Annotated in this window: 12 protein-coding genes; 3 read left to right on the top strand and 9 right to left on the bottom strand. The window is 63.9% G+C overall.

From position 1 onward, the window contains the following. Positions 1–253: 253 nt before the first annotated feature. The 4 genes from NA647_RS14060 to NA647_RS14045 all read right to left on the bottom strand — a co-directional run bounded on the left by NA647_RS14060 (position 254) and on the right by NA647_RS14045 (position 2,829). Positions 254–1,525 (bottom strand): RNA polymerase sigma factor, encoded by a 1,272-nt coding sequence (locus NA647_RS14060; RefSeq protein ID WP_256058242.1) that lies wholly within the window; start codon positions 1,523–1,525, stop codon positions 254–256. A gap of 3 nt (positions 1,526–1,528) precedes the next feature. Next, on the bottom strand, positions 1,529–1,885 hold the full coding sequence (locus NA647_RS14055) for a YciI family protein (protein ID WP_256058241.1): 357 nt from the start codon (positions 1,883–1,885) through the stop codon (positions 1,529–1,531). Positions 1,886–1,946: 61 nt separating this feature from the next. After that, positions 1,947–2,411 carry a YybH family protein gene (locus NA647_RS14050; protein ID WP_256058240.1) on the bottom strand — a complete coding sequence of 155 codons (465 nt, stop codon included), beginning with the start codon at positions 2,409–2,411 and terminating at the stop codon, positions 1,947–1,949. Between the two features lie 61 nt (positions 2,412–2,472). Continuing rightward, positions 2,473–2,829, bottom strand: coding sequence for a YciI family protein (locus NA647_RS14045; RefSeq protein ID WP_256058239.1), 357 nt, complete (start codon positions 2,827–2,829; stop codon positions 2,473–2,475). Between the two features lie 137 nt (positions 2,830–2,966). Here NA647_RS14045 and NA647_RS14040 point away from each other — a divergent pair, with 137 nt between their 5' ends. After that, complete coding sequence (locus NA647_RS14040; RefSeq protein WP_423836480.1) at positions 2,967–4,172, top strand: lactonase family protein; 1,206 nt, start codon at positions 2,967–2,969, stop codon at positions 4,170–4,172. Between the two features lie 68 nt (positions 4,173–4,240). Here NA647_RS14040 and NA647_RS14035 read toward each other — a convergent pair whose 3' ends face one another. Then, on the bottom strand, positions 4,241–4,459 hold the full coding sequence (locus NA647_RS14035) for a hypothetical protein (RefSeq protein WP_256058238.1): 219 nt from the start codon (positions 4,457–4,459) through the stop codon (positions 4,241–4,243). A 191-nt stretch (positions 4,460–4,650) separates the two neighbouring features. Here NA647_RS14035 and NA647_RS14030 point away from each other — a divergent pair, with 191 nt between their 5' ends. Both NA647_RS14030 and NA647_RS14025 read left to right on the top strand, forming a co-directional pair. Next, entirely contained in the window at positions 4,651–6,102 is a 1,452-nt protein-coding gene (locus tag NA647_RS14030) for an iron-containing redox enzyme family protein (RefSeq protein WP_256058237.1), read from the top strand. Between the two features lie 36 nt (positions 6,103–6,138). Then, on the top strand, positions 6,139–7,086 hold the full coding sequence (locus tag NA647_RS14025) for a methyltransferase (protein ID WP_256058236.1): 948 nt from the start codon (positions 6,139–6,141) through the stop codon (positions 7,084–7,086). Positions 7,087–7,145: 59 nt separating this feature from the next. Here the strand turns inward: NA647_RS14025 and NA647_RS14020 are convergent, their stop codons facing one another. The 4 genes from NA647_RS14020 to NA647_RS14005 all read right to left on the bottom strand — a co-directional run bounded on the left by NA647_RS14020 (position 7,146) and on the right by NA647_RS14005 (position 11,975). After that, entirely contained in the window at positions 7,146–8,078 is a 933-nt protein-coding gene (locus tag NA647_RS14020) for an AEC family transporter (RefSeq protein ID WP_256058235.1), read from the bottom strand. Positions 8,079–9,132: 1,054 nt separating this feature from the next. Then, positions 9,133–9,657, bottom strand: coding sequence for a transcriptional regulator (locus NA647_RS14015; RefSeq protein ID WP_256058234.1), 525 nt, complete (start codon positions 9,655–9,657; stop codon positions 9,133–9,135). Between the two features lie 68 nt (positions 9,658–9,725). Beyond that, positions 9,726–10,898 (bottom strand): zinc-dependent alcohol dehydrogenase, encoded by a 1,173-nt coding sequence (locus tag NA647_RS14010; protein WP_256058233.1) that lies wholly within the window; start codon positions 10,896–10,898, stop codon positions 9,726–9,728. 216 nt (positions 10,899–11,114) lie between these two features. Beyond that, positions 11,115–11,975 (bottom strand): NAD(P)H-binding protein, encoded by an 861-nt coding sequence (locus NA647_RS14005; RefSeq protein ID WP_256058232.1) that lies wholly within the window; start codon positions 11,973–11,975, stop codon positions 11,115–11,117. Positions 11,976–12,054 lie beyond the last annotated feature (79 nt).

The following is a 12,054-nucleotide window of genomic DNA, read 5'->3' as shown; positions in this document are numbered from 1 at the left end:
GCGGCTGATTCTGCCCAGGTGATCACTCCCATGCTCTGCGTGGATGCGTTATTGCGACGCCCCGCGTCGTTAGCCGTAGAACTACCAACGCGAGGGTTCCCGCGTAGCAGCGTACACGCCGGTGCGCATAGCCACCCTACTCCACCGCCACGCCCGTAGGGTGCGCTCCGCGCACCGCAAGGGTCAGCGCCGCACTTCGGCCTACGAGTTGCATCGCATGTTGAGAAAGTTCATCCGGCGAGACTTCGACACGCTACAAGAGCTCATCCAACCGCTGCTGCAAAAAGCGCCGCTCCGGCTCCAACTGTGCCAATTGCAAGGCGCTTCGGTAGGCGTTTCGTGCGTCGTCCAGGCGGCCGAGGCGGCGGCAGAGGTCGGCACGGGCCGAATGTAGCAAGTGGTAATCCTGCAATTGGCCGCGCGCCAGCAAGCCTTCGACCAGCAGCAGCCCGGCATTAGGACCGTCGCGCATGGCTACCGCTACCGCGCGGTTCAGCTCGATCACCGGAGACGGGCTGGTTCGCAGCAACACGTCATAGAGCCCGACGATCTGCGCCCAGTCGGTCTGCGCGGCGCTGGGCGCCTCGGCATGCGCGGCGACAATCGCGGCCTGCAAGGTGTAGGGACCGAAACGCCGCGAGGCCAGCGCCCGCTGCACCAGCGCCGAGCCTTCTTCGATCTGCGACCGGTCCCACAGGCTGCGGTCCTGCTGGTCGAGGCGCACCAGCTCGCCCGCGCCATTGGTGCGCGCGATGCGACGCGAGTCGTGTAGCAACATCAGCGCCAGCAGCCCCATCAGCTCGGGGTCCGGCAGCAATTCGAGCAGCAGCCGGCCCAGCCGGATCGCTTCGGCGCTCAGATCGGTGCGGGTCAGTTCAGTGCCGCTGGATGCCGAATAGCCCTCGTTGAACACCAGGTAGATCACCCGCAGCACGTTATCCAGACGCGCCGGCAGCTCATCGCGCGAAGGCACGCGATAGGGAATCGCGGCATCACGAATCTTCTGCTTGGCACGGACGATGCGCTGGGCAATGGTGCTGGGCGAGGCGAGAAAGGCGCGGGCGATTTCCTCGGTCTTCAGATCGCAGACTTCGCGCAGGGTCAGCGCCACCTGCGCATCGGCCGGCAAAGCCGGGTGGCAGCAGGTGAAGACCAGCCGCAGGCGATCATCTTCCAGCATGTCGCGGTCCCAGTCCGGCTCCTCGTCGGTGTCCAGGTGATCGGCCAGCAGGTTCAACGAAGCATTGAAGCGCGCCCGCCGGCGCAGCCCGTCGATAGCCTTGAAGCGCCCAGCCGAGACCAGCCAGGCCCGCGGGTTGTCCGGTATTCCGTCGCGCGGCCACTGCTGCACCGCGGCGAAGAAGGCATCGTGCAACGCTTCCCCGGCCAGATCGAAATCGCCCAGCAGCCGGATCAGCGTCGCCAGCGCCCGTCGCGACTCGTTGCGGTAGAGAGTATCGATCTCGGCCCGCGTCGGCCCGCCATTCGGGAGGTCGGTCGAGGGCGGCCTGCCCCGTTCCTGCATCGATCAGCGATCGGGCAGTTGGCGCAACGGGCGAACCTCGATGCTGCCCAATTGCGCCGGTGGAATCTTCGCGGCCAGACGCAGCGCCTCGTCCAGATCCTGCGCTTCCAGCAGGTAGAAACCCGCCAGCTGCTCGCGGGTTTCGGCGAACGGGCCGTCAACCACGGACACCGTGCCCTCGCGGACGCGCACTGTCTTGGCGGTACGCACCGATTGCAGCGGCTCGCCGGCAATGAAGTGCCCGCTCTCCTGCAGCCGCTCGCCGTTGGCGATGCACTGCTCGACCAACGCGGCCCACTGCTCGTCGGTCATCGAATCCACGCGCTGCTCGTCGTAATAGATCAAGCACAGGTATTTCATGTCAGTCTCCGGTGACGCCCGGCGGCTGCCGCTCTGGCAGCCGCGAGACGAGGGTTGCTGCTCAGCCGGCCGCGCTGGCCTGGGGCTCGATGCCGAAATCGATCTCCCCGCTGGCCATGTCGAACGGCATCGAGAAGTGCTCATGGACGACCTTCCAATCGCCGCCCTGCCGACGCCAGCAGCGGCTGCCGCGCATCCAGCCGGTCTGCATTTCGCCCTTCTCGTTGGTGCCGCCGCAATGGCTCAGGAAATGACTATAGGCCAGGTCTGCGCTGGCGTGGACGTCCAGCTCGCTGATCTCGAAAAAGCCTTCGCCCTGACAGAATTCGAAGCAGTTCTGCCAGTGCTGGCGGTACGCCTCGGCGCCCTTGAATTGCAGCGGGCCCACCGCATCGAAGGCCAGTACGTCGGCGGCGTACTGGGACATGATGCGATCGAGGTCCTTGGCCCCGATCGCACGCTCCCACTCGTTGGTGAGTTCGCGGATACGGGCTTCGTCGGTCTGGTTTTCAGTTGCGTTGTTCATGCGAGTAGCCTCTTGATTGGTAGCCTCTTGGGATGGCTGAGGTCGTTGGCGGCACCGGCAATCAGGGTGGCGCCCTTGGATGCAGGGCTCGGACCTCGATGCAGCCCAGCCGCCCCGGTGGAATGCGCGATGCCAGCCGGATCACGTCGTTGAGGTCGCTTGCCTCGAACAGATAGAACGCCGCGGGCTGCTCACGACTGTCGACCACCGGCCCGTCGTGCAGGCTGAGGGTGCCGCCCCGCAGGCGTAGCGTCGTGGTGCTGAGGACCGGCTGGAGCGCTTCGGCGATGATCAGTTGGCCGCTGCGCTGAAGACGTTCGCGATAGTCGCGGCACTCGTCATCCATCGCCGCCTGCGCACTTGGCGACAGGCTGGCCAGAACCTGCTCATCCAGATAAACCAGGCACAGATAGCGCATTGCGACACCTCGACGTGTGCTGTTACCTCATAGTCGAGGTGGAACAGGAAAAATCGACAGCGCCGGCAAATCTTTTTCCTCTACGGCGCTCAAAGCCAGTCCAGGATCACAAACACTCAGCGAGACAGGAGCGAGGCATGGCCGGTCCACTGCGCGGTCTGCTATTTCATTTGGTGCACCATCGTCGCCTCGGCCTCGCCATGGCTTTTCTGGCATTCAGCACTTCGGGAGTAGCAGCACCCATGTACCAATTACTGATCGGCAGCTACACCAGCGAGGGTGGTAGCGAAGGGATCTACCGCATGCAGTTCGATGCCGAGCGCGGCTATCTCGAGCCCCAGCCCTTGCAGGTGGTGCGCACCCACAACCCGTCCTGGCTGACGCTGGACCTGAACCGCAACCGGCTCTACGCGGCAAACGAGAATGGCCCGAGCCATCCCGATCCGGTCGGTCGGGTGAGCGCATTCACCATGGCGCCAGCCAGCGGGCAACTGTCGCCGTTGGCCCAGCAAATCACGTTGGGCGATGAGCCCACACATCTGAGCCAGAGCCGTGACGGACGCTATCTATTCGTCTCCAACTATGGCTCGGCGCCCAATCCCGGCGGCAGCCTGGCGGTAATCCCCACGGCAGAGGACGGCACCCTGTCGCCGGTGACCCAGCTCGCCACGCATAAGGCCAGCGAGCAGCATCCGCAACGCCAGAAGTCCGCGCATGTGCATTCGGCGGTGATGTCGCCGAACGGCAAGCGGTTGTTCGTCAGTGATCTGGGTGCCGACAAGATCTTCGTCTATCGCTACGATCCGGCCAGTGCCGAGCGCCCGCTATCACCCGCAGAACCGCCCTTCATCCAGCTGCCCGACGGCAGCGGTCCGCGCCATCTGGTATTCAGCCCGGACGGCAGCCAGGCTTACGCGACGCTGGAGTTGAGCGCGCAGGTCGCACGTTTCGATCATGTCGACGGCAGCCTGGTACAGCGTCAGCTGGTCGATCTGGCCGAGAACGGCAAGGTCGACGGGCATTCGCCCGGCGCCATCCATCCATCGCCGGATGGCCGCTTCCTCTACGTCAGCGACCGCGCCGAGGCGAACCGCATCATGGTCTATGCCATCGAGGAAACCGGCAGCCTGCGCGAGATTCAACAGCGCGCCAGCGAGGGGCAGGAGCCGCGCGAATTCACCATCGACCCGAGCGGGCGCTTCATGCTCATCGCCAATCAGAAGAGCGATCAGTTGGTGGTGCTACAGCGCGACCCGGACAGCGGGCTGCTCGGTGACACGGTGCAGACGCTACCGATAAGTCGACCGTCGGATGTGAAATTCATCGACCGCACCGGCCTTTGAGCGCAGAAAATCGGCCATCAGACGACGGGACTATTTGTCCCGGCGACCTAAGTTCACGGCGCGGGCCGCTAACGCTCCGGCTTCTGCTGTTTGCGGTGTTGCATGGCGTCGTCTTCGCTGACTTCGTCGGCCATGTTCGGCGGCACGTTGTAAGCGCCGCCGGGCACGTCGCTGCGGTCGCCGCCGGCGGCTTCGCCATTGGTTTTACCACCGGCTCGGTCGACGCGCTGGTCGTCACGGTCGTTGATGACGTCAAGATTTTCCTTACCGCGTTCGGATGGGTTCATGGGGGACCTCCGTCTGGTTTCGCTGGAAAACATCTGTGTACCTAATAGGTAGGAAGACGACGCGTCTCGGAAGTTGCATGAAGACTCGCCTTGCGGGATGACCGGCCACTCGACGGGTGCGCTGAACTTATCCGGTTGGGTAAAGGCCAAAACAGCATCGGGGGTCTTCCCCTTTGCCGCTGTGTGAGCTTATGCAACTGACTCGAAGCCTACCCATGGATGCCGCTCCTGTTGCACCCGAGATCGCAGCGCCGTCCCGAGCGCTCTATTTCGCGCTGCTCGATGCGCCGGCCAGCGAGAGCGTGCGTGCCGACGCCGCTCAATATCTCAACGCCCAGTTGGAGAGCGCGGCGGCACTGCCCTGCGATCTACCGCCGGACCCGGCAGGGCTCGGCGAATGGCTCGAAGCGCATACCGCCAGCGTCGGCGGCCAATATCAAAGCTATCTCGATGCGCGCCGCGCCGGGGCACCGCGCCGCTATTTCTCCAGCAAGGCCCATGCGCTGCATTTTCTGCAAGGCGTGGCGCCGACCAAACTGGTCGACGGCGCCTGGCTCTATGGCTTGTTGCAGCGCTGGGACGATGCGCGCTTCACAGCGCTGATCCAGACCTATCTCGAAGAACTCGGCGAAGGCCAGCCGGAAAAGAATCACGTCGTGCTCTATCGCAAGCTGCTCGCCAGCCAGGGCTGCGACGACTGGCAGAACCTGGATGACGAGAACTTCGTCCAGGGCGCGATTCAGCTGGCGCTGGCCGAACACGCCGAGCATTTCCTGCCCGAGGTGATCGGCTTCAATCTCGGTTACGAACAGTTGCCGCTGCATCTGTTGATCAGCTCGTACGAGCTCACCGAGTTGGGCATCGACCCCTACTATTTCACTCTGCATGTCACCGTCGACAACGCCGACAACGGACATGCGAAGAAGGCCATACAGGGCTTGCTGGCGGCTTGGCCACAGATCGGTGACAGCGAGGCGTTCTATCGTCGGGTCGTCAACGGCTATCGCCTCAACGACCTGGGCGCCAGCACACTGTCGGTGATTGGCGGTTTCGATGCCGAGCAGGAAGTACTGCGCGTGCTTGAGAAAAAGGCCGGCGTCGGGCAGTTCGTGCATTCGGACTATTGCCGCTTCGATGGTCGCACGGTGAACCAATGGCTGGCCGAGCCGGAGCAGATTCCGCAGTTTCTCGACACCTTGCAGCGCCGTGGCTGGATCAAGCGTCACGAAGATCCGCAGCACAGCCGCTTCTGGCAGCTGATGGCGGGCGAACAGGGACCGATGTTCGGTGTGTTCAGTGCCCATGAGCAGCAGCTGATTCACGACTGGATCGCCGGCGACTGGCTGGCCGAGCAACCATCGTCCCGCGGCAGGCCGCACCCCGCGTTGGCGCAGCGCCAGAGCCAGTTCAGCGGTCGTCGACAGGCGGCTCACGAACGTCCGACCAAGCCTGCACTGGTGCAGGAGCGGAGCAAGACGGTCAGCGACTTCGACCAGGAAACGCAACTGCTGGAACAGCAATTGGCGCAACTGCCCAATCGCGATGCACGCATGCGTCACCTGTTGCCCTTGTTATCGCCCGCGCGCCACCACAGCGCCGCCGGCCTGCTGGCCACTCGGATTTTCACCGGACTGTTCAACTGAAACCGTTCAACTGAGGCGAATTCGCCAGGGAAGCCCATGACGCTGGAAAATGCCCAGGACCGTGCATTGCTGCACTTGGCTCAGGCGCTGCGCGAGCGCGGCTATCACTTCATCACCCCCACTCCGCTTACCCACGAACGGGTCAACCAGCGAGTCGAAAACGTACTGGCCAAGGACCTCGCCGGCGTTTTTGGCTGGAGTCGACCGTTCCAACATGAGCTGCTGCTACCGGCGCTGTTCAGCCTGATGGACCAGGCGGGCGTGCTGGCGCCCTGCGATTCGCGCTGGCGCAGCCGGGTCCGACTGTCGAGCCTGGATGGTCAGCTGTTCGTGCATTCGGCCTACCCCACCGATGCGCCGGACGCGGTGTTTTTCGGGCCGGACACCTACCGTTTCGCCAATGCCATCCAGGCGCACCTGAACGATCACCCGGGCAACATCCGGCGCGCGGTGGATATCGGTTGCGGCTCCGGTGCCGGCGCTGTGCTCACCGCATTGGCTCGGCCACAGGCCGAAGTGCTGGCGGTGGACATCAATTCGTCCGCGCTGCGCCTGACCCGCATCAACGCAGCGCTGGCCGGTGCCGACAACCTGCGAGCCCAGCACAGCGATCTGCTCAGGGATGTCGACGGCGAATTCGATCTGATCCTGGCCAACCCACCCTACCTGGTCGACCCCGGCGAGCGCGCCTATCGCCACGGCGGCGGCCCGCTGGGCGCCGGGTTGTCGCTGGCGATCTTCGACAGCGCGCTGGAGCGGCTGGCCCCGTGCGGCACGCTGCTGCTCTATACCGGCGTGGCGATGATCGGCAATCAGGACCCTTTCCTGATGGAAGTTAGTCAGCGCCTCGAAGGTCGCGGCCTGCAATGGCGCTACCGCGAAGTCGACCCGGACGTGTTCGGCGAAGAATTGCTCGACGGCGCCTATACCGAATGCGACCGGATCGCCGCCGTGGTGCTGGAAGTGACCCGGCCGGCTGAGTAATCGACGCGACGCTTGAGCATGGATTGATGGGTTGCACCTATCAATCGCAGAGGCTCGGCTCAGACCGGCAGCAGCACCAGGCACACCGACAAGGTGATCAGCGAGCCGAGCGTCGAATACAACACCACCCGCGACACCCGTGACGCCTCGCGGCCATAGAATTCGGCGAGCATGTAGGGGCCGGTGCCGGTGGGCAGCGCACTCAGCAGCAACGCCGAATAGGCCCACAGCGCCGGCAGCTCGAACACCTCGAATGCCAGATACCAGGTGATCAGCGGCTGCACCACCAGCTTCAGCGTCACCAGTGGCCAGACGCCGGTGGCCGTGCCGCCAGGCTGCGGCTGGGCAAGAAACAGTCCCAACGACACCAGCGCGCAGGGCGCCGCCGCCGCGCCGAGCAATTTCAGCAGCGTCGCCAGCGGCACCGGCAACACTAGCCCGCTCGCGGCCCAGACGCCACCCAGCAGCGGCGCCACCACCAGCGGGTTGCGCAGCAGCGCGCCGCTGACCTTGCCCAGCGTTCGAATGAAGCCCTGTCCGGCATGAAAACCGGTTTCCACGCAAGCCAGGGCGATGGCGAACAGCACGCAGACTACGATGATCGACGCCACCATTGCCGGCTGCAGCGCTTCGTCGCCAAGTACCAGCATGCACAGCGGAATACCGATGTAGCCGGTGTTGGCGTAGGACGCGCCCAGTGCATCGAGGCTGGCATCGACCAGCGGCTGCTTCTGCAGCAACCGATAACCCAGGGTGAAAGCGAACACGCCAAGGCAACCCACCGTGAAGGCGACGATGAAACCGGGCTGCCATAGCTGCTCCCAGGTCGAGGTGGCGATCACGCTGAACAACAGCGCGGGCAGCCCCAGCCAGACGACGAAGCGATTCAGCTCGGACGCACCGCTCGGCCCCATACGGCCGGTACGGCGGCAGAGATAGCCAAGGAAGATCAGTGCGAAAACCGGCAGGACGACATTGACGACGGCGGACATGGTTTCTCATCGGCAGGCTGGCCGGCAGTAGGTGGCGGCGCGGGGCGTGTTGGCCGGAACGATCCGGCGGAAGACCTTAGCAAAAAATGGGGGCTTCGCGGTTGTCGTGAGCGATGGCGGATGACGAACTGGCAAGTCCGGGGGTGCTGCTAGTTTGGAAGTTTTGGTTTCAAACCGGTTATTGAGTTGTTTGGTAGCGTGGTTTCGCCCTGCTGGGCGAGTCCCTTTTGGCAATTGCCCGGATGGCCGGCCCCGCCAAAAGGAACCAAAAGGTCTTGCCCCTGCATCCGGCCCCGGCTGCGCCGGGGTTCGTTCACTCCCTCGCCGCTCCGAGGGTCGCCGTACAAGGGCCATCCATACCGATGGCGGCCCCGACCCATTACGGCTCTCGCCGCATCCATGCGGCTCGCCCCTCTGCGCAACGATTCCGCTCACCCTTCTGATGGGGCGTTCTGCGTCGCCTGATAGTTCGCGCAAAAAAATCCAAAACCAAGAGCAAAAGAGCAAAAGAGCAAAAGAGCAAAAGAGCAAAAGAGCAAAAGAGACCAGCAGGCGACTCGGACTTCTGCCCCCTTTCAGGAGACCGAGCGTAGACGCTGCACAGGGGTGATGCCGAGCGAGTCACGAAAGGTAGGAGGCCGCAGACAGGTACGTTCCTTCGTCAGGGGCTTTCTAGTTCGGTCCCCAGAGCATCGTCTAGAGCGCCTATCGTTTACCAACAGCCGAACCATCAGACGACACCGAACGCCCCGTCAGAAGGCCGAATGGAGTCGCTGCGTAGAGGGGCGAGCGGCATGGATGCCGCGAGAGCCGTGAAGGGCCATGGATGGCCCTTGCGCGGCGACCCTCGGAGCAGCGATGGAATGAAGGGAAGTCGAGCGCAGCGAGACCTGGATGCAGGGGCAAGCGTTTTTGCTTACTTTTTTCGCGTTTGAAAAAAGTGAGTCGCCCAGCAGGGCGAAACCGCGCCATCAAGCGACTCGATAACCGGCTTGAAACCCAACTATCGAGCCCAGCCAGAATGTCCCCACACCGGTGACGCCCTACATAAACCTCAATGCAACATAGCCGACGGACTATACCCATTAGGCTCAGCCCGCATGGCCGCAAACTCCGCCTCGACGCGTCCACGCATGGCTTCAGGCGGCTGGGAAAAACCGCTGCGATCGCTGTAATCCCACTCAATGACCTCCTCGCTTTCCGCAGCCAGCCCTTTGGCACACGACAGGTCCAGCGCCGTCACACCGGCCACGGCGCCCGCAGCAATCGCGGCGTTGACCTGTTCGGTGCCCTTCTCGATGCTCATGCTGAGCCCGGCCAGATCCAACACATCACCGCCGATGCGGGCATAAATCCAGGGTTTGGGATCGTCGCTCAGCAACAGGCCGAGACCTGTGGCCACTTCCCGGGCACCGCAGGCGCGGATCAGCCCTTCATTGCCGGGCACGCCAAGAAAACGCGCCAGTTTGCCCGGCATGACCAGCTGCGCTACGCCCAGGCCAATGCTGAACCAGCCAAGGCCGCGGGCCAGCGTGCGGGCCGAATGATTGGTACGGGTTACTCGATGTGGAACGCTCATGAATCAGTCCCTCCTCGGGGCGTGGAGAAGCCGCCCGCTTCCCTGTTCAGGGAAGCGGAGCGAAGCCCTCAGGGCTTAAGAACGACCTTGATGCAGCCGTCGTGCTTGTCGCGGAAGGTCTTGTACATCTCCGGACCCTGCTCGAGGCTTACGCTGTGGGTGATGACGAAAGACGGATCGATCTGCCCTTCCTGGATGCGCTTGAGCAGGTCGTCGGTCCAGCGGTTGACGTGGGTCTGGCCCATGCGGAAGGTCAGGCCCTTGTTCATCGCCGCGCCGAACGGAATCTTGTCGATCAACCCGCCGTACACGCCAGGGATGGAGATGATGCCGGCCGGACGACAGACGTAGATCATCTCGCGCAGTACGTGCGGGCGATCCGATTCCAGCATCAGCGCCTGCTTGGCGCGGTCGTACATGGAGTCGATGGAGCGCGCCGCGTGTGCCTCCATACCGACCGAATCGATGCACTTTTCCGGGCCTTTGCCGCGGGTCAGTTCCTTGAGCCGTTCGAGCACGCTCTCTTCATCGAAATTGATGGTGATGGCGCCGCCAGCACGAGCCATGGACAGCCGCTCGGGCACGTTGTCGATGCAGATCACCTGTTCGGCGCCCATCATCACCGCGCTGCGGATGGCGAACTGGCCGACCGGCCCGGCGCCCCAGATAGCGACGGTGTCGGTGGGCTGGATGTCGCATTGCGCCGCGGCCTGCCAGCCGGTCGGCAGGATGTCGCCGAGAAACAGCACCTGCTCGTCGGTCATGCCGTCGGGGACGACCACCGGGCCAACGTCGGCATAGGGGACACGGACGAATTCAGCCTGCCCGCCAGCGTAGCCGCCGGTGAGATGCGTATAGCCGTAGAGCCCGGCGGTGGTGTGGCCGAAGACCTTGTCGGCCACGTCCTTGTTGCGGTTGGTGCGCTCGCACACCGAGAAATTGCCGCGCCGGCACTGGTCGCATTCGCCGCAGACAATGGTGAAGGGCACCACCACGCGGTCGCCGACCTTGAGCTTTTTGTTGGCCGAGCCTACTTCCATCACCTCGCCCATGAACTCGTGACCCATGATGTCGCCGTGTTGCATGCCGGGCATGAAACCGTCGTAGAGGTGCAGGTCCGAGCCGCAGATGGCGCAGGAGCTGACCTTGATGATGGCATCGCGCGGGTCCTCGATTGAAGGGTCCGGGACGTGGTTGTCGCAGCGGATATCGTGCTTGCCATGCCAGCGTAGGGCTCTCATGAAAAATCTCCTGGTTCGGTGTTCGAAAACGCCGCCGTGGTGGTTCTTCCTGATTGATCGCCGCTGGGGCGGCACCTGCTCCTGACCCGACTGCCGCCAAATGGCAGGCGCGCGGCGTGCGTGCTAACAGATTTTTAGTAAGCACCGCGCCGGCAGAGTTGCCTGAATGTCGCAATAATGGCCAAAACGCCGACGGGCTGTCGTCTTGGCAGTGGCTCAACCCTTGCCGGGACGGACGCCGGCGTAGCCGTTGCGATAGCTTGAATACTGCGGCGTCCAGCCCAGCGCGCGGGCGCGGGCATTACTGCAACGCTTGCTGCCGGCCCGGCGCGTCATCGTTTGCTCGGCCCAATGGGTCACGCCAAGTCGCTCGCGTAGCCAGTCGATGACTTCATGCAGTGGCGCCGGGTCGTCGTCAACGCCCAGATAACAGTCCTGCAGCTCGCCTCCGCTCTGATCGGTCTGTAGCAGGCAGGCCAAAAGCGCGGCGGCGTCGTCGCGATGAATGCGATTGCTGTACTGCGGCGGGTCGCGATCGACACGCAAGCCGGCGCGGACCTGATTCTGCATCCAGGGGCGGGCCGGATCGTAAAGCCCGGCCATGCGCACCAGCGTGGTCGGGATGCCGCTGCTCAGCGCCAACTGCTCGGCTTCGAGCATCACCTGGCCGGTATAGCCGATGGGTTCCGTTGGTGAGGATTCGTCGATCCACTCTCCCTGGTTCTGCGCGTAAACGCCGGTGCTGGAGAGGAAGATCAATCGCTTGGGCCGCTGGCCGCGCTGCTGCAGCCAGCCGAGCGCGTTGCGCAACCCCTCTACGTAGACGGCGCGGTAGCCCGCTTCGTCATGCTGGCTCGCGGCTGCGGCGTAGACCAGATAGTCCAAAGGGCCGTTGGGCCAGCTGCGCGGAACCTCGACGGCGGCCAGATCGCCTTTGACCGGCAGGATCGGCACCGGCAGGCTCGCGGCCTGGCGGCGCAGGCCGTAGACCGTCCAGCCCGCTCGGCTCAGTTGCAGCCCAAGACGCACGCCAATATCACCGCAGCCGGCGATCATGACCGAAGGACGATTTGCCATGGTCGGTTACTCCTTAACCGTTGCGGACCAGCCAATCGGTCCGCGTTATCGCAGTGTACCGCCGTCCGCACGCTTTGCA

The organism is Stutzerimonas stutzeri, assembly GCF_024448985.1.
Classification (GTDB): Bacteria; Pseudomonadota; Gammaproteobacteria; order Pseudomonadales; family Pseudomonadaceae; genus Stutzerimonas; species Stutzerimonas stutzeri_AP.
This window is presented reverse-complemented; position numbering and strand designations above follow the sequence as displayed.

Bases quoted from the DNA above. Each gene is read 5' to 3' on its own strand.
- NA647_RS14045 (WP_256058239.1), bottom strand. From the start codon at position 2,829: ATGCGCTATCTGTGCCTGGTTTATCTGGATGAGCAGGTTCTGGCCAGC.
- NA647_RS14040 (WP_423836480.1), top strand. From the start codon at position 2,967: ATGGCCGGTCCACTGCGCGGTCTGCTATTTCATTTGGTGCACCATCGT.
- NA647_RS14005 (WP_256058232.1), bottom strand. From the start codon at position 11,975: ATGGCAAATCGTCCTTCGGTCATGATCGCCGGCTGCGGTGATATTGGC.
- NA647_RS14015 (WP_256058234.1), bottom strand. From the start codon at position 9,657: ATGAGCGTTCCACATCGAGTAACCCGTACCAATCATTCGGCCCGCACG.
- NA647_RS14060 (WP_256058242.1), bottom strand. From the start codon at position 1,525: ATGCAGGAACGGGGCAGGCCGCCCTCGACCGACCTCCCGAATGGCGGG.
- NA647_RS14050 (WP_256058240.1), bottom strand. From the start codon at position 2,411: ATGAACAACGCAACTGAAAACCAGACCGACGAAGCCCGTATCCGCGAA.
- NA647_RS14030 (WP_256058237.1), top strand. From the start codon at position 4,651: ATGCAACTGACTCGAAGCCTACCCATGGATGCCGCTCCTGTTGCACCC.
- NA647_RS14035 (WP_256058238.1), bottom strand. From the start codon at position 4,459: ATGAACCCATCCGAACGCGGTAAGGAAAATCTTGACGTCATCAACGAC.
- NA647_RS14020 (WP_256058235.1), bottom strand. From the start codon at position 8,078: ATGTCCGCCGTCGTCAATGTCGTCCTGCCGGTTTTCGCACTGATCTTC.
- NA647_RS14025 (WP_256058236.1), top strand. From the start codon at position 6,139: ATGACGCTGGAAAATGCCCAGGACCGTGCATTGCTGCACTTGGCTCAG.
- NA647_RS14055 (WP_256058241.1), bottom strand. From the start codon at position 1,885: ATGAAATACCTGTGCTTGATCTATTACGACGAGCAGCGCGTGGATTCG.
- NA647_RS14010 (WP_256058233.1), bottom strand. From the start codon at position 10,898: ATGAGAGCCCTACGCTGGCATGGCAAGCACGATATCCGCTGCGACAAC.